Here is a 19,726-nt window from a genome sequence, read left to right as displayed (position 1 = left end):
CGTGCCGTGTGATGACCCAGGGGTGGTGAATCGGAGCAAGGGTCCTGTTCATCGCGGCTTTCGCCCCGATTGGGCCCGGCTTCGGCAGCCCACACTCACCCACCACGCACCGTGCCCACACCCGCACCCCACGCCCCAGGGGCGGATCCGCCGGGTTGAGCGGCGGACTGAGTGGCTGGGGAGAGTGTGATTTCGGAGGCTGGAGGGAGGGGTGTGGGTGGATGTGGGTGGTTCAGGAAAGCCGGGATCTCGGTGGCTGGGGGGAAGCGCGTTTCGGCGGTGGCCGAGGTGCGGGTGCGTCCGCCGACGGGGGCGTGGGGGCTTTTGCGCTGGGCGGGTCGGCCGAGGCGGAGCGGCATTTCTCCGGATCCCTCACGGTCGGCCGATGGCGTCGGCCTCTTCGACGGCTGGGCAGGAGGGCAGCGGCGGCCTGTTCGCTGCGGGCTGAGGCGGAGGAGCCCTGCCCCGCCACCGCTGCGCGCTGCTTCGAGCGCTTCGGAGATGGCGTCTCACCATGTGGTGTCGCATTGATCAAGTGCAACGTCGCAGGCGGCGGGAGACGACCGACGCGGACGTCCCGGGCGTCCGGGGGAGGGCCGGCCTACGGCGTTGCGTACGGCGTAGTCGAGTTGCAGGGGCACGGTCTGCTGGGGGCGTCAGTGCCCCGGACCTCCCGGAGCAGCGGCCGGACTCCGCCCGAAGTTCTCGGCTTCCGGGGAGACGCCCGCCCTCTCAGACGCCCCGGAGAGCGCCGGGCTTCCGAGCGGCGTTCGACGCCGACGGAAAACGCCCGTACGTGCCTCTCACCAACCTGTGTTGACGCGAACCACGGGCCCCGGCCGCCCCGTGCTCCCGCCCCCCGGGTCCTTGCTCCCGCCTTCCCTGACCAGCCCCCGCCCCCGGCACCATGACTGCACCCCGGCACCCGTGACCGCACCCCTGCACCCATGACCCCCCTCGGGCCAGCGCCCGCTGCCCCCGCCCCACCAGGCCACCCAGCCCCAAAAACCGCCGCCCCCTCCCACCCCACGTCAGTTCGTGGGTCGGGGAGAGGGCGGTGGCTTACTTCTCTTCCGGGGTTCGGGGTGGGCTGACCGTTGTTCGTGGTGGGCGTCGCTGGGACGAAGTCCGCACGATCAGCTCGGTCGGTATCACCTGCTCGACCGGTCGGTCCGACTCCACGCCCTCGATCGCGTCGATGAGGAGTTGGACCACTGCTGTGCCGATGCGGCGCGGTTTCAGCGAGAGGGTGGTGACGGGCGGCTCGGTGTTGGCGTACACCGTGGACTCGCTGCAGCAGACGATCAGCAGGTCCTCCGGGACGCGCAGCCCGTAACGGCGGGCGGCGGCGAGGAGGTCGGTGCCGTTGGGGTCGAACAGGCCGTAGACGGCGTCGGGGCGGTCGGGGCGGGCCAGCAGCCGGTCGGCGGCCACGGCGCCCGCACACGGGTCGTGGGCGGGGTAGGCCTCGTAGACCGGGTCCTGGCCGACCCGCTCGCACCACCGCAGGTACGCGCTGGTCGACAGGTGTGTGTACGTGTCCGTCGTGGTACCGGTGAGCAGGCCGATGCGGCGGGCGCCGGCGTCGGCGAGGTGGTCGAGGATGTCGAGGACCGCGGCCTCGTGGTCGTTGTCCACCCACGCGGTGACCGGGAGCGGGCCGGCCGGGCGGCCGTCGGAGACGACCGGTAAACCCTGCCGGACCAGCTCGCTGACCACCGGATCCTGGTCGGAGGGGTCGATGACGACCGTGCCGTCCAGGGCGACGTTCGACCACACGTCGTGGCGCGAGGTCGCGGGGAGGATGACGAGTGCGTAGCCGCGGGCGAGCGCGGCCGAGGTCGCGGCGCGCGCCATCTCCGCGAAGTACGCGAACTCGGTGAAGGTGAAAGGTTCATCCCCGTACGTGGTCACGGTCAGGCCGATGAGTCCTGACTTGCCGGTACGGAGGGTTCGGGCCGCCGCGGAGGGGCGGTAGCCCAGTCGGTCGGCGACCTCGCGGACATGGCGTCGGGTGGCGTCGGGGAGCCTGCCCTTGCCGTTGAGGGCGTCGGAGACGGTCGTGATGGAGACTCCGGCGGCGGCGGCCACGTCCCTGATGCCCGCCCGGCCCGGCCGGCTGCCTCGGCGTGAGGTTTCCGCGCGGCTCACCTGGTGCTTCCCTGCTGCTGTCATGGCGAGCCGATAGTAGGGCTCATTCGGTGGGGTAGGGCGGACGCATATGCACGCGTTGACAGGCACGTTTCTGCAAGGTCGTTAGGGGTCAAGTGCTTCAGAAACAAAGGCAGTTGACCGCTTCAATGCCAGGACGTGGCGTGTCGGCACGCATGAGCCTGCCAAGGCACCGATGTTTCGAAGAGGTCTCAACTCACCTGCACGAGGGATGCGCGCCACGGCGTGAGCCACCGGCGCGTAGATATATGTACAGCGCGCCCCCAGGCGGGTACGCCTTCGTGCGCCTTCGTCCACAGAAGTCACGGACGTCCTCCGCCGGTCGTTCGAGCAAACTGCAGGGTGGCTCCGGTCCCGGCGTCGGCTGCTCGGCCCCTGCGGTTCGGACGGAGGCCCCTCGTCACCTACGCACCCGCGCCGAATCCTCATAAGGTGAGCAGTATTGAAGCCGGTGGTGGTCAAGAGGAGGACTGCGGTGAGCGAGACGAGCCCCAAGCTGCGCGCCGAGCTGGAGGGGATCCCCACCTACAAGCCGGGCAAGCCGGCCGTGGCCGGTGGTCCCGTTGCCTACAAGCTGTCCTCCAACGAGAACCCCTATCCGCCGCTGCCGGGCGTGATGGAGACCCTGACGGCTGCCGCCGCCTCCTTCAACCGCTACCCGGACCTGGCCTGCACGGCGCTGGTGAACGAGCTCTCCGAGCGCTTCGGGGTCCCCGCCTCCCACCTCGCCACGGGCACCGGTTCGGTCGGCGTCGCCCAGCAGCTCGTCCAGGCGACCGCGGGCCCGGGCGACGAGGTGATCTACGCCTGGCGGTCCTTCGAGGCGTACCCGATCATCACGCGGATCGGCGGCGCGACCCCCGTGCAGGTGCCGCTGACGCCGGGGGACGTGCACGACCTGGACGCGATGGCCGACGCGATCACCGACCGGACCCGGTTGATCTTCGTCTGCAACCCCAACAACCCCACGGGCACCGTCGTGAAGCGGGCCGAGCTGGAACGATTCCTCGACCGGGTGCCGCGTGACGTGCTGGTCGTGCTCGACGAGGCCTACCGGGAGTTCATCCGCGATCCCGAGGTGCCGGACGGCGTGGAGCTGTACCGGAGCCGCCCCAACGTCTGTGTGCTGCGGACCTTCTCCAAGGCGTACGGCCTCGCGGGTCTGCGCGTCGGTTTCGCCATCGCCCACGAGCCGGTGGCGGAGGCGCTGCGCAAGACGGCCGTGCCGTTCGGCGTGAGCCAGCTGGCGCAGGAGGCCGCGATCGCCTCGCTGCGCGCCGAGGACGCGCTGCTCGGCCGGGTCGGGTCCCTGGTGTGCGAGCGCCTGCGCGTGGCCGAGGGGCTGCGGGCGCAGGGCTGGACGGTGCCCGAGACGCAGGCCAACTTCGTGTGGCTGCGGCTGGGCGAGTCCACGGTGGCCTTCGCGGCGGCGTGCGAGCAGGCCGGCGTCGTGGTGCGGCCGTTCCCCGGCGAGGGCGTCCGGGTGACGATCGGCGAGAACGAGGCGAACGACATCTTCCTGAAGGTGGCGGAAGGGTTCCGTCAGGATCTGTAGCCTGCGCCAGGTTCGACGGGTCGGTGGCGTTCAGTGACGTTCTGGGGGGTTTCCGCGGGTAGCGGGGACCCCCCCTCGCTTGTCGAAAATCGGTGCGTCATACTAGCTTGTGAATGTGAACGCTTTCACAAGCGTGATCCACAAGCCTGTGAGCAGAGGAGTGACGACGTGGACCTGGCTTTGGCGCCGGAGACACTGGCGCGCTGGCAGTTCGGCATCACGACCGTCTACCACTTCCTCTTCGTCCCCCTGACGATCTCCCTCGCGGCCCTCACCGCCGGGCTGCAGACCGCCTGGGTGCGCACGGAGAACGAGAAGTACCTCAGGGCGACGAAGTTCTGGGGCAAGCTCTTCCTGATCAACATCGCGATGGGTGTCGTCACCGGCATCGTGCAGGAGTTCCAGTTCGGCATGAACTGGTCCGACTACTCGCGCTTCGTCGGTGACGTCTTCGGCGCCCCGCTCGCCTTCGAGGCCCTGATCGCCTTCTTCTTCGAGTCCACCTTCATCGGTCTGTGGATCTTCGGCTGGGACAAACTTCCGAAGAAGATCCACCTGGCCTGCATCTGGATGGTCTCGATCGGGACGATCCTGTCGGCGTACTTCATCCTCGCGGCCAACTCGTGGATGCAGCACCCGGTCGGCTACCGGATCAACAAGGGGAAGGGGCGGGCCGAGCTCACCGACATCTGGGCCGTGCTGACCCAGAACACCACGCTCGCCCAGGTCTTCCACACCATGTCCGCTGCCTTCCTCACCGGTGGCGCCTTCATGGTCGGCATCGCCGCCTTCCACCTGTACCGCAAGAAGCACATCTCGGTGATGAAGACCTCCCTGCGGCTCGGTCTGGTCACCGTGGTCATCGCCGGCCTGCTCACCGCCATCAGCGGCGACACCCTCGGCAAGGTCATGTTCAAGCAGCAGCCGATGAAGATGGCCGCCGCCGAGGCGCTGTGGGACGGCGAGGCGCCCGCGCCCTTCTCGGTCTTCGCCTACGGCGACGTCGAGAAGGGGCACAACAAGGTCGCCATAGAGATCCCCGGCCTGCTGTCCTTCCTCGCGAACGACGACTTCACCTCGTACGTCCCCGGCATCAACGACGTCAACAAGGCCGAACAGGAGAAGTTCGGGCCCGGTGACTACCGGCCCAACATCCCCGTCGCCTACTGGGGCTTCCGCTGGATGATCGGCTTCGGCATGTCGTCCTTCGCCATCGGCCTGGCCGGACTCTGGCTGACCCGGAAGAAGTTCCTGCTGCCCCAGCACCTGAGGGTCGGCGAGGACGAGGTGCCGCATGTGGTGCTCTTCAGGAACAAGGCGCTCAATCCCAAGCTCACCAAGCTCTACTGGCTGGCCGCGATCTGGACCCTGGGCTTCCCGCTGATCGCCAACTCCTGGGGCTGGATCTTCACCGAGATGGGCCGCCAGCCCTGGGTCGTCTACGGCGTCCTGCAGACCCGCGACGCGGTCTCCCCCGGGGTCTCCCAGGGCGAGGTCCTCACCTCGATGATCGTCTTCACCACGCTGTACGCGATCCTCGCCGTCGTCGAGGTCAAGCTGCTGGCGAAGTACGTGAAGGCCGGCCCGCCCGAGCTCACCGAGGCCGACCTCAACCCGCCCACGAAGATCGGCGGCGACTCCCGTGACGCCGACAAGCCGATGGCCTTCTCGTACTAGGCCGAGGGAGCTGCACAGTCATGGAACTGCACGACGTCTGGTTCGTCCTGATCGCCGTCCTGTGGACCGGCTACTTCTTCCTGGAGGGCTTCGACTTCGGGGTCGGCATCCTCACCAAGCTGCTCGCCCGCAACCGGGTCGAGAAGCGGGTGCTGATCAACACCATCGGACCCGTCTGGGACGGCAACGAGGTGTGGCTGCTCACTGCGGGCGGCGCGACCTTCGCCGCCTTTCCCGAGTGGTACGCCACGCTCTTCTCCGGCTTCTACCTGCCTCTGCTGCTGATCCTGGTCTGCCTGATCGTGCGAGGCGTCGCCTTCGAGTACCGGGCGAAGCGGCCCGAGGAGAACTGGCAGCGCAACTGGGAGACCGCGATCTTCTGGACCTCGCTCCTGCCCGCGTTCCTGTGGGGTGTCGCCTTCGGCAACATCGTGGGCGGCGTCAAGCTCGACCAGAACTTCGAGTACGTGGGCGACGTCTGGGACCTGCTCAACCCGTACGCGCTGCTCGGCGGTCTGGTGACCCTGACGCTGTTCACCTTCCACGGTGCGGTGTTCGCGGCGCTCAAGACCGTCGGCGAGATCCGTGAACGGGCGCGGAAACTGGCGCTGAAGGTGGGTCTCGTGACCGCCGTCTTCGCATTGGTCTTCCTGCTGTGGACACAGGTCGACAGCGGTGACGCCAAGAGTCTGGTCGCGCTGGTCGGGGCGATCGCCGCCCTGGTCGCAGCGCTCGTGGCGAACCAGGCGGGACGTGAGGGCTGGTCGTTCGCCTTCTCCGGCGCCACCATCGTGGCCGCCGTGGCGATGCTCTTCCTGACGCTCTTTCCGAACGTCATGCCGTCCACGCTCAACTCGGACTGGAGCCTGACGGTGACCAACGCCTCGTCGAGCCCGTACACCCTGAAGATCATGACCTGGTGCGCGGGGATCGCCACGCCGATCGTGCTGCTGTACCAGAGCTGGACGTACTGGGTGTTCCGCAAGCGCATCGGCACGCAGCACATCGCCGACGCTGCGCACTGAGTCCGAGTTGGGGCATGTTTCACGTGAAACATGCCTCATGAGGAGAGAGCGTGTTTCACGTGAAACAGGCTCTTTGAGAAGAGGGTGTTTCACGTGAAACCGATCGACCCACGTCTGCTCCGGTACGCCCGCGCCACTCGCCTCTTCCTGGTGGCGGTCGTCGGTCTGGGCGCCGTCGGAGCAGCGCTGGTCATCGCTCAGGCGATGCTCATCGCCGAGGTGGTCGTCGGCGCCTTCCAGCACGGCATGGCCGTCGCCGAACTGCGTACTCCCCTGATGCTGCTGGTGGCCGTCGCGGTCGGCCGTGGCCTGGTCAGCTGGCTCACCGAGCTCGCCGCGCACCGGGCGAGCGGCGCCGTGAAGTCGGAGCTGCGCGGACGGTTGCTGGAGCGGGCGACCGTGCTGGGGCCCGGCTGGCTCAGCGGGCAGCGCACCGGTTCGCTGGTCGCCCTCGCCACCCGGGGTGTGGACGCGCTCGACGACTACTTCTCGCGCTACCTGCCGCAGTTGGGGCTGGCGGTGGTCGTGCCGGTCGCGGTGCTCGCGCGGATCGTGACCGAGGACTGGGTGTCCGCCGCGATCATCATCGGCACCCTGCCGCTGATCCCGGTGTTCATGGTGCTGATCGGCTGGGCCACGCAGTCGCGGATGGACCGTCAGTGGCGGTTGCTGTCCCGGCTCTCGGGACACTTCCTGGACGTAGTCGCGGGGCTGCCCACGCTGAAGGTGTTCGGTCGGGCCAAGGCGCAGGCCGAGTCGATCCGGCGCATCACCGGCGAGTACCGGCAGGCGACCATGCGGACGCTGCGGATCGCCTTCATCTCGTCGTTCGCGTTGGAGTTGCTGTCGACGCTCTCGGTGGCCCTGGTCGCCGTGACGATCGGCATGCGGCTCGTGCACGGCGAGATGGACCTGTACATCGGCCTGGTGATCCTCGTGCTCGCTCCCGAGGCGTATCTCCCGCTGCGGCAGGTGGGGGCGCAGTACCACGCGGCTGCGGAGGGGCTGGCGGCCGCCGAGGAGATCTTCGAGGTGCTGGAGACGCCGGCGCCGGAGTCCGGCGCGGTCGCGGTGGCCGAGGGCGGAGTGGCCTTCGAGGGCGTGACCGTCCGCTACCCAGGCCGTTCCGGCGACGCCGTCTCGGACGTGACGTTCACCGTCGAACCCGGTGAGACGGTCGCGCTCGTCGGCCCGAGCGGTGTGGGCAAGTCGACCTTGCTGAACGCGCTGCTGGGGTTCGTGCGACCGGTCGAGGGCCGGGTGCTGGCCGGGGGAGTCGATCTCGCGGACGCCGACCTGGAGCAGTGGCGGTCGCGGATCGCGTGGGTGCCGCAGCGCCCGCACCTCTACGCCGGGACGATCGCCGAGAACGTACGGCTGGCGCGTCCCGACGCCGACGACGCGGCCGTGCGCAGGGCTCTGGCGGATGCGGGGGCGCTGGAGTTCGTCGACGCCCTGCCCGCCGGGGTCGGCACCGTGCTCGGCGAGGACGGGACCGGGCTGTCCGCCGGGCAGCGTCAGCGGCTCGCGCTGGCCCGGGCGTTCCTCGCGGACCGGCCCGTGCTGCTGTTGGACGAGCCGACGGCCGCGCTCGACGGGGAGACCGAGGCGGAGGTCGTGGCGGCCGTGCGGCGGCTGGCGGCCGGGCGGACGGTCCTGCTGGTCGTGCACCGGCCGGCGCTGCTGGCGGTGGCGGACCGCGTGGTGCGTCTGGCCGAGACCGAGGCGCACAGGCCTGTGGAAGTCGCGGTCAAGGATGGTCCCGTCCCACGGGAAGACGCGGCGGCCGTGTCCGTCGCGGGGGAGCCGGAGACGGGGGGCGCCCCGAGCGGCGGCGGTGTCGGCGTTCTTGCGCGAGTCCGTGCGACGGCGGGCGCCCGCCGTGGCCGGCTGGCGCTCGCGCTGCTGCTGGGCAGCCTCGCCCTCGGCAGTGCCGTGGGGCTCATGGCCACCTCCGGCTGGCTCATCTCGCGGGCGTCGCAACAGCCGCCGGTGCTCTATCTGATGGTGGCCGTGACGGCGACCCGCGCCTTCGGCATCGGGCGGGCGGTGTTCCGGTACGCGGAGCGGCTCGTGTCGCACGACGCCGTGCTGCGGATGCTGGCCGACACCCGGGTCGCCGTCTACCGGAGGCTGGAGCGGCTGGCGCCCGCGGGTCTGCGAACGACCCGCCGGGGCGACCTGCTGACGCGGCTGGTCGCCGATGTGGACGCGCTGCAGGACTACTGGCTGCGCTGGCTGCTGCCGGCCGGTGCCGCCGTCGCCGTCTCGGCCGGGTCCGTGGCCTTCACGGCGTGGCTGCTGCCCGAGGCCGGGGCCGCGCTCGCCGCGGGGCTGCTGACCGCCGGGGTGGGGGTCCCGCTGATCACCGGCGCCGTGGCGCGCCGGGCCGAGCGCCGGCTCGCCCCGGCCCGAGGGGCGCTGGCCACCCGCACGGCCGATCTGCTCACCGGCACCGCGGAACTGACCGTCGCGGGCGCGCTGCCCGCCCGCACCGCGGAGGTGCGCGCTGCCGACTCCGCGCTCACCCGGATCGCTTCGCGCGCGGCGACCGCCACCGCGCTCGGCGACGGACTGACCGCGCTCGTCTCCGGGCTGACCGTCGTGGCCGCCGCGCTCGTGGGCGCTCAGGCGGTCGCCGACGGGCGGCTGGGCGGCGTGACGATGGCCGTGGTCGTCCTGACCCCGCTGGCCGCCTTCGAGGCCGTCCTGGGGCTGCCGCTGGCCGCGCAGTACCGCCAGCGGGTGCGCAGGAGCGCGGAGCGGGTGTACGAGGTGCTGGACTCCCCCGAGCCGGTACGCGAGCCGGAGCGGCCCCGCCAGGCGCCCGCGTCGCCGTTCCCGCTCGTCGTCAAGGGGCTGGCCGCCCGGCACGCCGGGCAGGACCGGGACGCGCTCGCGGGAGTCGACCTCACCCTGACCCGGGGACGCCGGATCGCCGTCGTGGGACCCTCCGGGTCCGGCAAGACCACGCTCGCGCAGGTGCTGCTGCGGTTCCTGGACGCAGACGCGGGCTCGTACACGCTCGCCGGCGTGGACGCCGTCGCCTTGGACGGCGATGACGTGCGGCGGCTCGTCGGGCTGTGCGCGCAGGACGCGCACCTCTTCGACAGCTCGGTCCGCGAGAACCTGCTGCTCGCCAAGAAGGGGGCGAGCGAGGAGGAACTGCGGGACGCGCTGGCCCGAGCCCGGCTGCTGGAGTGGGCCGACGGGCTGCCCGACGGACTCGACACGCTCGTCGGCGAGCACGGGGCCCGTCTCTCCGGCGGGCAGCGGCAGCGGCTCGCTCTGGCGCGGGCGCTGCTCGCCGACTTCCCGGTTCTCGTGCTCGACGAGCCCGCCGAGCATCTGGACCTGCCGACCGCCGACGCCCTCACCGAGGACCTGCTGGCCGCCACCGAGGGCCGTACGACCCTGCTCATCACCCATCGGCTGGCCGGTCTCGACGCGGTCGACGAGGTGGTCGTGCTGGACGAGGGCCGGGTGGTGCAGCGCGGCGCATACGCGGAACTGACTGCCGTGGAGGGGCCGATGCGGAGCATGGCCGAGCGGGAGGAGGCCGCGGAGCTGTTGGCGACGGCGCGGTGACCGACAAGCCCGGTGGAGCAGGCCCGGCGGCTAGGACAGGTCCATGGCCAGGACCCGGGGCGGGTGCTCCGGGATCACATCCGCCCGGAGAGCAGTTGCTCGATGACGACGGCGACGCCGTCCTCGTTGTTGGCGACGGTCTGTCCGGAGGCTGCCTTGAGCACGTCCGGGTGGGCGTTGCCCATCGCGTAGGACCGGCCGGCCCAGGTGAGCATCTCGACGTCGTTCGGCATGTCCCCGAACGCGACGACCTCCTCGTGGGAGATGCCGCGTTCCGCGCAGCACAGGGCGAGTGTGCTGGCCTTGGAGACACCGGGGCCGCTGATCTCCAGCAGGGCGCTGGGACTGGAGCGGGTGACGTCGGCGCGGTCGCCGATGGCCAGGCGGGCGAGGGTGAGGAAGGCGTCGGGGTCGATCGTGGGATGGAACGCGAGGATCTTCAGCACCGGTTCGCCGGCCCCCGGCGCGTCCGGCGCCAGCAGTTCTTCGGCCGGCGCAAGGGTGTCGGGGATCTCCATGTGCATCTTCGGATACTCCGGCTCCTGGTAGAAGCCGTACGTCTGCTCGATGGCGTACATGGTCCCGGGCGCCGCATCGCGCAGCAGCCGCACGGCGTCCAGCGCGTTCTCCCGCGCCAGCTCGCGCACCTTCACGAACCGGTGGGCGCCGGGGCCGCCGTGCAGGTCGACCACGGCGGCGCCGTTGCCGCAGATCGCCAGGCCGTGCCCGTGGACGTGGTCGCTGACGACGTCCATCCAGCGGGCCGGCCGGCCCGTGACGAAGAAGACCTCGATACCCGCTTCCTCGGCGGCGGCGAGGGCCGCGACCGTGCGTGGGGACACCGACTTGTCGTCGCGCAGCAGAGTGCCGTCGAGATCGGTGGCGATCAGCCGCGGCGGGAGGGCGGCGGCCGGGGTCTCGGGCTGTCGAGTCGCTGAGGTCACCGGGCCATTCTCGCGTATGTGCCCGCACGACCGTGCGAGAGCCTGCACACATGAGGCACAGGCGGAGCACGGATGACCTGATGCCGAGGTCAGCTCAGTTGCGCCGCCGCCCCCATGGCGATCTGCTCGAAAACCTTCTCGTCCGCGGCGAAGTCGGAGTCCGGGATGGGCCAGTGGACCACGATCTCCGTGAAGCCGAGCTCCTGGTGTCGGCCCGCGAAATCGACGAAGGCGTCCAGGGACTCCAGCGGTCGGCCGCGGTCCGGGGTGAACCCGGTGAGCAGGATCTTGTCCACCTCCTGCACGTCACGTCCGCGCTCGGCACAGGCGTCGGCGAGCTTCTCGGCCTGCCCGCGAATGGCCTGAACCGACTGCTCGGGGGTGCCGCTCTCGTACAGCTTGGGGTCGCCCGTGGTCACCCACGCCTGCCCGTACTGTGCGGCGAGCCGCATCCCGCGCGGTCCGGTCGCGGCGACCGCGAACGGCAGCCGGGGACGCTGGACACAGCCGGGGATGTTGCGCGCTTCGTGCGCCGAGTAGTGGTCGCCCTCGTAGGACACGGAGTCCTCGGTGAGCAGCCGGTCCAGCAGCGGTACGAATTCGCCGAGCCGGTCGGCGCGCTCCCGCGGGGTCCAGGGTTCCTGGCCGAGGGCGGTGGCGTCGAAGCCGGTGCCGCCCGCGCCGATCCCCAGGGTCACCCGGCCGCCGGAGATGTCGTCCAGGGAGATCAGCTCCTTGGCGAGGGTGACCGGGTGCCGGAAGTTCGGCGAGGTCACCAGCGTGCCCAGACGCAGGCGCTCGGTGGCGGCCGCGGCGGCGGTCAGCGTCGGGATCGCGCCGAACCACGGGCCGTCGCGGAAGCTGCGCCAGGACAGGTGGTCGTAGGTGTACGCCGTGTGGAAGCCGAGCTGCTCGGCCCGCGTCCAGGCGGAACGGCCGCCCTCGTTCCAGCGGAGGTACGGGAGGATCACGGTGCTCAGGCGCAGACTCATGTCATCGAGCGTATGCGGCCGACCGTGTTTCACGTGAAACAGTCACCGTACGCGTCCGGCCAGCCACGGGCTGAGGCCGACCGGGATGAACTCCTTGTGCACCCGGTCACCCGGCAGCGGCACCATCAGGATGTGGCTCGGCGGGAAGCGGCGCGCCTTGACCCAGGCGTGGCCCTCGTAGAGGGAGCGGAGGAAGGCGGGCACGTCATCGCGATCCACGTCGGGGCACTCCACCCCGTCGACGGTGATCAGGGCGTCGTCGTCCGGGTACAGCCGCACCCTCACACTCGGCCGGCCGCCGAGCTCGACGTAGGCCTCGTGCGGTAGTGAGCCGTCGGAATCGGTGGTGACGCCGACGCCCGCGGCGGTGCGGCGGGAGGTCTGATCGGCGCCGATGTCGTGGGTGACCTCGATCTCGAGGGCGTAGGCGTCCGCGATCGCACGGAGGGCGGTGACGGCGGCCTCGGTGGTGGGGAGGTGCTCCATGTCACTGATCATGCAGGGTCAGTGGGGTTCGGGGAACCGTAGATACTGCGGCGGCACCGCCTTCGTCAGCCATACGCCGTTGGCGCTGACGTGGAAGACATGGCCGTCGCGATGCATGGCGCCGGCGTCCACGGAGAGAACCACGGGGCGGCCCCGGCGGGAGCCGACCCGCGTCGCGGTCTCGCGGTCGGCTGACAGATGCACGTCGTGCCGGTTCATGGGCCGTAGCCCCTCGGCCCGGATCGCGTCCAGATAGCGGGCCACGGTCCCGTGGTAGAGGTACGCCGGCGGGGTGGCCGGGGGCAGTCCGAGGTCGACCTCGACGCTGTGGCCCTGGCTGGCACGGATCCGGGTGCCTTCGATCGCGAAGCGCTTCTTGTCGTTCGCGGCGACGACGTGGTCCAGCTCCTCCCGGGTGAAGCGGAAGCCGTGTGCGGCGCACGCGGCGATCAGCTCGTCGATCTCCACCCAGCCGGCCTCGTCGAGGGTGAGGCCGATGCGCTCGGGCTGGTGCCGCAGATGCTTCGAGAGGTACTTCGACACCTTCACGGTGCGTCTTTCGTCTCTGTCCTTTTCGTTCATCCGCTCAGCATGAGGGGAGAGACGTGGATCACGCAGGTAATTTTGGACCGGAGGTTTGATCCACAACCAACTGTAGTTATCCACAGGCTAATTGGCGATTCTGTGGACAACTGGCCGCCGTATCAAGAGATTTCATCAAGAGCACGTGCCAGCCCATGACTTGATGTGGGCGATCCAAGTCACAGGCCCGCACCCCCAGTTCAGCGGCGGCTCACAGCGGCGGTTCCACCCGCGCCAGCGCTCTCAGCGCCCTGGGCATGAACCGTGACAGGGCATATGAGATCTTCGCCTCCGAAGTGACCGGAACCACCGCCTCGTTGAGCGTGACCGCCCGCAGGATCGCCTCCGCCACCTTTTCCGGCGGGTAGTTGCGCAACCCGTACGCGCGCGCGGCACGCTTCTGACGGCGCCGTTCCTCCTCCGCGTCCACTCCCACGAAGGTCGCCGTCGAGGTGATGCTGGTGTTCACCAGGCCGGGGCAGATCGCGGTAACTCCGATGTCCTGGCCCGCGAGTTCGGCACGCAGACACCCGCTCAGCATCAGCACCGCCGCCTTGGAGGTGCTGTACGCGGGCAGCGCTCTGGAGGGCAGATAAGCGGCCGCCGAGGCGGTGTTGACGATGTGGCCGCCCTGCCCGCGCTCCGCCATCTGCCGACCGAAGAGGCGGCAACCGTGGATCACACCCCACAAGTTGACGTCCAAAACCCTGCGCCAGTCCTCGGGAGTTGTGTCGAAGAAGGAACCCGACAGACCGATGCCCGCGTTGTTCACCAGCACGTCCACCACGCCGTGGTCCGTGTGGACCTTCGCCGCGAGCTTCTCCATCGCCTGCTCGTCGGAGACGTCCACCACCTCGGCCCAGGCATCGGGGGCGCCCTTCAGAAGGGACAGCTCGGCGGTGCGGGCCGCGCTCTCCGCGTCCCGGTCGACGGCGATCAGGCGCGCGCCCGCCTCGGCGAACGCGAACGCCGTGGCCCGCCCAATGCCACTGCCCGCCCCGGTGACCAGCACCAACTGCCCGCCGAAGCGCTCGGCGTACCGCCCGGTGGCGGCCTTGCGCACAGGCTCGCCGCCGTGCTTCTTCAGGTCCTTCCCGGCCGCCGCGCCCTCTTGCTCCTTCTCCGACTCCACCGACGTGACGAAGTCGTCGATCCAGGCGGTGAGCTGGTCGGGGCGAGTGCGCGGGATCCAGTGCCCGGCCGGCAGCGTGCGCCGGGTCAACCGCGGGGCCCACTCCTCCAGTTCGTCGTACAGCCGCTCCGACAGAAACCTGTCCCCCACAGGGGTGATGAGCTGCACGGGCGCGTGCGCGTACGCGTCGGGACGCGGACGGCTCAGCCGGCTGCGGACGTTGTCCCGGTACAGCCAGGCGCCGTGCGCCGCGTCCGACGGCAGTGACGCCGTCGGGTAGTCGCTGCCGGGCACCTTCTCGATCCGTCGCAGGATGCCCGGCCAGCGCTTGCCGAGCGGGCCGCGCCAGGCGAGTTCGGGCAGCGCGGGCGTGTGCAGCAGGTACACGTACCAGGATTTGGCGCCCTGGCCGAGGAGTTGGCCGACCCGGCGCGGAGTCGGCCTGGTCAGACGCTTGTTGAGCCAGTGGCCGAAGTGGTCGAGGGACGGCCCGGACATCGACGTGAAGGACGCGATCCTGCCCTTGGTGCGCGGCACGGTCACGAACTCCCAGGACTGCACCGAGCCCCAGTCGTGCCCCACCAGGTGCACCGGCCGGTCCGGGCTGACCGCGTCCACGACCGCCAGGAAGTCGTCCGTCAGCTTCTCCAGCGTGAACCCGCCCCGTAGCGGCTGCGGCGCGCCGGAACGGCCGTGGCCCCTGACGTCGTACAGCACCACATGGAAGCGGTCGGCCAGCCGGGACGCCACCTCCGACCACACCTCCTTGCTGTCCGGATAGCCGTGCACCAGGACGACTGTGGGTCGCCCGGAGTCCCCCAACTCGGCCACGCACAGCTCGATCCCGCCGGTCCGCACCCGGCGCTCCCGCGCACCCTCCAGCATGGTCACTTCCCCTTCTCCTCACCGGGTGGGCGCCGAGCGCGCTGATGAACGGAATCCCGGGTTCGCGTCGACTGCGGTACGTGTCCGTAACGTGACCCCGCCCGAATCTGGCACTTGTTAGAGGAAGCGTCAATAGGGAGGGGCGCACCCCGGGGTGGAGCCCGCCCGTAACTCTCAGGCAGGGGATCCCCTACGGGCCCGTACATCTGAGGTCTGACGCGAAAACGGCTCTTGGGTCTGACGATTTCCGTGGCGTGCGTCACTAAATTCGACGCTGTGACTGTGATCGCGACCGAAAGCCTGAGCAAGCGGTTCCCCCGGGTGACCGCGCTTGACCGGCTCTCCGTGGACGTCGGGCCCGGTGTGACCGGGCTCGTCGGAGCCAACGGGGCCGGCAAGTCCACACTGATCAAGATCCTTTTGGGTCTGTCGCCCGCCACGGAGGGCCGAGCCGAGGTGCTCGGCCTCGACGTCGCGAGCAAGGGCGCCGCCATCCGCGAGCGGGTCGGCTACATGCCGGAGCACGACTGCCTGCCGCCCGATGTCTCGGCCACCGAGTTCGTCGTGCACATGGCCCGCATGTCCGGCCTGCCGCCCACGGCCGCGCGCGAGCGCACCGCGGACACCCTGCGCCATGTGGGGCTGTACGAGGAGCGCTACCGCCCCATCGGGGGCTACTCGACCGGCATGAAGCAGCGCGTGAAGCTGGCCCAGGCCCTCGTCCACGACCCGCAGTTGGTCTTCCTGGACGAGCCCACCAACGGCCTCGACCCGGTCGGGCGGGACGAGATGCTGGGCCTGATCCGCCGCATCTACACCGACTTCGGCATCTCGGTCCTGGTCACCTCCCACCTGCTGGGCGAACTGGAGCGCACCTGCGACCACGTCGTGGTCGTCGACGGCGGCAAGCTCCTGCGCTCCAGTTCCACCACCGACTTCACCCAGACCACGACCACCCTCGCGATCGAGGTCACCGACAACGACGACCACCCGGACGGCACCCGCGCGGTCCGCGAGGCGCTCCACGCGCGCGGGGTGGACGTCCTGGACGGCCAGACCGGCCTGCCGGGCGCCGGCCACGTCCTGCTGCTGACAGCACAGGGCGAGGACACGTACGACGTCGTCCGGGACGTGGTCGCCGACCTCGGCCTCGGCCTGGTGCGCATGGAACAGCGCAGGCACCACATCTCCGAGGTCTTCACGGACGGCGACGCCACCAACGACCAGCAGCGGAAGGAGGCCGTCGGCCATGGCAGTTGAGCACCCGGTCACCGCCCCCTCGGGTGACCAGACCCGCATCCACAACATCGGCTACCGCAGTTACGACGGCCCCCGCCTGGGCCGCGCCTACGCCCGCCGCTCCCTCTACTCGCAGTCCCTGCGCGGCGCCTACGGACTCGGCCGCTCGGTGAAGTCCAAGGTGCTGCCGATGCTGCTCTTCGTGGTGATGTGCGTGCCCGCGGCCATCATGGTCGCCGTAGCGGTCGCCACGAAGGCCAAGGAACTCCCCCTGGACTACACGCGGTACGCGATCGTCCTCCAGGCCGTCATCAGCCTCTACGTCGCCTCGCAGGCGCCGCAGTCCGTCTCGCGCGACCTGCGCTTCAAGACCGTGCCGCTGTACTTCTCGCGGCCCATCGAGACCGCGGACTACGTGCGCGCGAAGTTCGCGGCGCTGGCCTCGGCGCTCTTCGTCCTCACCGCGGCCCCGTTGCTGGTGCTCTACGTGGGCGCGCTGCTGGCGAAGCTCGACTTCGCCGACCAGACCAAGGGATTCGCTCAGGGACTCGTCTCCGTGGCACTGCTCTCACTGCTCTTCGCCGGCCTCGGCCTGGTCATCGCCTCGGCGACCCCGCGGCGCGGCTTCGGCATCGCCGCCGTCATCGCCGTCCTGACCATCTCCTACGGCGCCGTCTCCACGCTCCAGGCCATCGCCGACGCACAGAACAGCACCGGCTCCATCGCCTGGATCGGTCTGTTCTCGCCGGTCACGCTCATCGACGGCGTGCAGTCGGCCTTCCTGGGCGCCACCTCCGCCTTCCCGGGCGGAATCGGCCCCTCCAACGCGGAGGGCGCGGTCTACGTCCTCGTCGTCCTCGGCCTGATCGCCGCGAGCTACGGCCTCCTCATCCGCCGCTACCGGAAGGTGGGCCTGTGACCACGCTCAGCATCGACCACGTCTCCCGCTGGTTCGGCAACGTGGTCGCCGTCAACGACGTCACCATGACGATCGGCCCCGGCGTCACCGGCCTGCTCGGCCCCAACGGCGCCGGAAAGTCCACCCTCATCAACATGATGGGCGGCTTCCTGGCGCCCTCTACCGGCACGGTCACCCTCGACGGACAGCCGGTCTGGCGCAACGAGGAGATCTACCGGCACATCGGCATCGTCCCCGAGCGCGAAGCGATGTACGACTTCCTCACCGGACGCGAATTCGTCGTCGCCAACGCCGAGTTGCACGGCCTCGGCGCCAAGGCCGCCCAGAAGGCGCTGGCCACCGTCGAGATGGAGTACGCGCAGGACCGCAAGATCTCCACCTACTCCAAGGGCATGCGCCAGCGCGTGAAGATGGCGAGCGCCCTCGTCCATGACCCCTCGCTGCTCCTGCTCGACGAGCCCTTCAACGGCATGGACCCGCGCCAGCGCATGCAGCTCATGGACCTGCTGCGGCGCATGGGCGACGAGGGGCGCACGGTGCTGTTCTCGTCGCACATCCTCGAAGAGGTCGAGCAACTCGCCTGGCACATCGAGGTCGTCGTCGCGGGCCGACACGCGGCCAGCGGCGACTTCCGCAAGATCCGCCGCCTGATGACCGACCGCCCGCACCGCTACCTGGTGCGCTCCAGCGACGACCGGGCGCTCGCGGCCGCGCTGATCGCCGACCCGTCCACGGCCGGCATCGAAGTCGACCTCGCCGAGGGCGCGTTGCGCATCCAGGCCGTCGACTTCGCACGCTTCACGACCCTGCTGCCGAGAGTCGCCCGCGACCACGGCATCCGGCTGCTCACGGTCTCGCCGTCCGACGAGTCCCTCGAGTCCGTCTTCTCGTATCTCGTCGCGGCGTAGGAGGCCCCAGATGTACGACCCCACAGTCGCCCGGCTCACCTACCGGGCCCTGCTCGGCCGTCGCCGGGCCCTCATCCTGGGCGCCCTGCCCCTGCTGCTGATCGCGATCTCCGTGGTCGTGCGCGGCCTCGCCGGAGCCGACGACCAGACGGCGTCCGACCTGCTCGGCGGGCTGGCGCTCGCCACGATGGTGCCGATCATCGGCGTCATCGCCGGCACGGGCGCGATCGGCCCGGAGATCGACGACGGCTCCGTGGTGTACCTGCTGTCGAAGCCGCTGAAGCGGCCGACGATCATCTTCACCAAGCTGATCGTGGCGATCGCGGTGACGATGGTGTTCTCCGCGCTGCCCACGCTCATCGCGGGCTTCATCCTCAACGGCAACGGCCAGCAGATCGCCGTCGCCTACACGGTGGCCGCGCTGGTCTCCTCCATCGCCTACGCGGCCGTCTTCCTGCTGCTGGGCACGGTGTCCCGGCATGCGGTGGTCTTCGGACTCGTCTACGCCCTGGTCTGGGAGGCGCTGTTCGGCTCCCTGGTGGCGGGCGCGCGCACGCTCAGCGTCCAGCAGTGGTCGCTGGCCGTCGCCCACAAGGTCGCCGGCGGGGACCTCGTCACCTCCGACGTCGGACTGACGACGGCGACGGTGCTGTTGGTCGTCGTGACGGTGCTGGCCACCTGGTACGCGGGACAGAAGCTGCGGGCGCTGACGCTGGCCGGCGAGGAGTGACCGGGCGTGCCGGGGCCCGGGCCGGTCGGTCTTGACGGTGGTTTCACCTGCGCCCCGGCACACTGGGCGGAATCGGACATGGCTTGGAGGGCGGGGATGGCGGACGACAACGCGGTGAGCGGCGGTCGCGGGCGGGCCGAGGGCGAGGTCTGGGACGACCTCGTCCTGGACGAGGACTTCATACGGGCCGCCGAGACGTCCGAGCCGTCCGCCCGGGCCCGGATGCTGGCCGCGCGCTGGCGCGCGGAGGAGCCCGAGCCGCAGCCGTGGCGCTCCGACGACCCGCCCGCGGGCTGGTTCTTCAGCAAGGCGCGTCGACGCAGGTGGCGCCGCCGGTAGTCGCTTCTCGGCCCCGCTTTTCGTACGGCTGTTTTATTTGGTGGCGTCCAACTCATCCGCCGGGCACAGTGGTTGTACCCCGCAGCGCCGGAAGGGTTCCGGTGCCATCGACTGGGAGAGGAGCGGGACGATGCCCATGCACGGCAGTACGTCCAGCTCCCTTCAGGGCAGCCGGGGGCGGGTTCCGGAGTAGTTACGCCTCCGTCGAACCCGTCCCGCACAGGGGAGCTGCCCGGGGCGGCCGCTTCGAGCACGCGATGTCGCTCTCGCGTGGGCCGCCCACCCGGAGGATTGGCCGAGTGGCAAGGCACCGGTTTGCTAAACCGTGGTCGGGGGTGACACCCCGCGCACGTTCGATCCGTGCATCCTCCGCGAGACGTTGTCACTGGGACTTGGCCGGGTTCTTTGGCCGAGGGTATGTGGAGCAGGGCTCGGGTGGGTTCTGCGGGCCCGGCAGTCGTTCGGGTGCGGGAGCGTCGGGGCTGGTCGCGCAGTTCCCCGCGCCCCTGATCGCCTGCGGCGATCGTTGCGCCCCGCAGCCCGCAGCCCGCAG

Annotated in this window: 15 protein-coding genes and 1 tRNA gene; 10 read left to right on the top strand and 6 right to left on the bottom strand. The window is 70.3% G+C overall.

Translation table 11 applies throughout. The features are described 5' to 3' along the window. Window positions 1-1,062: 1,062 nt before the first annotated feature. The gene (locus ACIBAF_RS41035) at window positions 1,063-2,175 is read right to left on the bottom strand and encodes a LacI family DNA-binding transcriptional regulator (RefSeq protein WP_399470458.1); all 1,113 of its coding nucleotides are present in this window, start codon (window positions 2,173-2,175) and stop codon (window positions 1,063-1,065) included. A 472-nt stretch (window positions 2,176-2,647) separates the two neighbouring features. Here ACIBAF_RS41035 and hisC point away from each other — a divergent pair, with 472 nt between their 5' ends. The 4 genes from hisC to cydD all read left to right on the top strand — a co-directional run bounded on the left by hisC (window position 2,648) and on the right by cydD (window position 10,017). Next, complete coding sequence (hisC, locus tag ACIBAF_RS41030) at window positions 2,648-3,727, top strand: histidinol-phosphate transaminase (RefSeq protein WP_399470456.1); 1,080 nt, start codon at window positions 2,648-2,650, stop codon at window positions 3,725-3,727. Window positions 3,728-3,895: 168 nt separating this feature from the next. Then, window positions 3,896-5,404 (top strand): cytochrome ubiquinol oxidase subunit I, encoded by a 1,509-nt coding sequence (locus ACIBAF_RS41025; RefSeq protein WP_399470454.1) that lies wholly within the window; start codon window positions 3,896-3,898, stop codon window positions 5,402-5,404. 20 nt (window positions 5,405-5,424) lie between these two features. Continuing rightward, window positions 5,425-6,429 (top strand): cytochrome d ubiquinol oxidase subunit II, encoded by a 1,005-nt coding sequence (cydB, locus tag ACIBAF_RS41020; RefSeq protein WP_399470452.1) that lies wholly within the window; start codon window positions 5,425-5,427, stop codon window positions 6,427-6,429. A gap of 93 nt (window positions 6,430-6,522) precedes the next feature. After that, window positions 6,523-10,017 (top strand): thiol reductant ABC exporter subunit CydD, encoded by a 3,495-nt coding sequence (gene cydD / locus ACIBAF_RS41015; RefSeq protein WP_399470450.1) that lies wholly within the window; start codon window positions 6,523-6,525, stop codon window positions 10,015-10,017. A 74-nt stretch (window positions 10,018-10,091) separates the two neighbouring features. Here cydD and ACIBAF_RS41010 read toward each other — a convergent pair whose 3' ends face one another. From ACIBAF_RS41010 to ACIBAF_RS40990, 5 genes are all read right to left on the bottom strand, one after another. Next, entirely contained in the window at window positions 10,092-10,961 is an 870-nt protein-coding gene (locus ACIBAF_RS41010; protein ID WP_399470448.1) for a Cof-type HAD-IIB family hydrolase, read from the bottom strand. Window positions 10,962-11,050: 89 nt separating this feature from the next. Then, window positions 11,051-11,953 (bottom strand): LLM class flavin-dependent oxidoreductase, encoded by a 903-nt coding sequence (locus tag ACIBAF_RS41005; RefSeq protein WP_399470446.1) that lies wholly within the window; start codon window positions 11,951-11,953, stop codon window positions 11,051-11,053. Window positions 11,954-11,995: 42 nt separating this feature from the next. Continuing rightward, window positions 11,996-12,439 carry a hypothetical protein gene (locus ACIBAF_RS41000; RefSeq protein WP_399470444.1) on the bottom strand — a complete coding sequence of 148 codons (444 nt, stop codon included), beginning with the start codon at window positions 12,437-12,439 and terminating at the stop codon, window positions 11,996-11,998. 18 nt (window positions 12,440-12,457) lie between these two features. Continuing rightward, window positions 12,458-13,021 (bottom strand): RNA 2'-phosphotransferase, encoded by a 564-nt coding sequence (locus ACIBAF_RS40995; protein WP_399470442.1) that lies wholly within the window; start codon window positions 13,019-13,021, stop codon window positions 12,458-12,460. Between the two features lie 211 nt (window positions 13,022-13,232). Beyond that, window positions 13,233-15,038 (bottom strand): SDR family oxidoreductase, encoded by a 1,806-nt coding sequence (locus ACIBAF_RS40990; RefSeq protein WP_399470504.1) that lies wholly within the window; start codon window positions 15,036-15,038, stop codon window positions 13,233-13,235. A gap of 282 nt (window positions 15,039-15,320) precedes the next feature. On the opposite strand from ACIBAF_RS40990, the gene ACIBAF_RS40985 reads away from it, so the two are divergent. The 6 genes from ACIBAF_RS40985 (at window position 15,321) to ACIBAF_RS40960 (ending at window position 19,545) form a co-directional block, all read left to right on the top strand. After that, on the top strand, window positions 15,321-16,298 hold the full coding sequence (locus ACIBAF_RS40985; protein WP_399470440.1) for an ABC transporter ATP-binding protein: 978 nt from the start codon (window positions 15,321-15,323) through the stop codon (window positions 16,296-16,298). After that, window positions 16,288-17,196 (top strand): ABC transporter permease, encoded by a 909-nt coding sequence (locus ACIBAF_RS40980; protein ID WP_399470438.1) that lies wholly within the window; start codon window positions 16,288-16,290, stop codon window positions 17,194-17,196. Before ACIBAF_RS40985 ends, ACIBAF_RS40980 begins: the two co-directional genes overlap by 11 nt. Further along, window positions 17,193-18,104, top strand: a complete 912-nt coding sequence (locus ACIBAF_RS40975; RefSeq protein ID WP_079661224.1) for an ABC transporter ATP-binding protein — start codon at window positions 17,193-17,195, stop codon at window positions 18,102-18,104. The genes ACIBAF_RS40980 and ACIBAF_RS40975 overlap by 4 nt, the downstream gene beginning before the upstream one ends. A 10-nt stretch (window positions 18,105-18,114) precedes the next feature. Then, window positions 18,115-18,834 (top strand): ABC transporter permease subunit, encoded by a 720-nt coding sequence (locus tag ACIBAF_RS40970; RefSeq protein ID WP_399470436.1) that lies wholly within the window; start codon window positions 18,115-18,117, stop codon window positions 18,832-18,834. Window positions 18,835-18,930: 96 nt separating this feature from the next. Beyond that, the gene (locus tag ACIBAF_RS40965; protein ID WP_399470434.1) at window positions 18,931-19,173 is read left to right on the top strand and encodes a hypothetical protein; all 243 of its coding nucleotides are present in this window, start codon (window positions 18,931-18,933) and stop codon (window positions 19,171-19,173) included. Between the two features lie 285 nt (window positions 19,174-19,458). Beyond that, window positions 19,459-19,545 (top strand) — tRNA-Ser (locus ACIBAF_RS40960). Window positions 19,546-19,726 lie beyond the last annotated feature (181 nt).

It is taken from the genome of Streptomyces sp. NPDC051677 (genome assembly GCF_044453465.1).
Classification (GTDB): Bacteria; Actinomycetota; Actinomycetes; order Streptomycetales; family Streptomycetaceae; genus Streptomyces.
The sequence above is the reverse complement of the archived record's forward strand: the minus strand, read 5'-3'. Positions and strand labels throughout refer to the sequence as shown.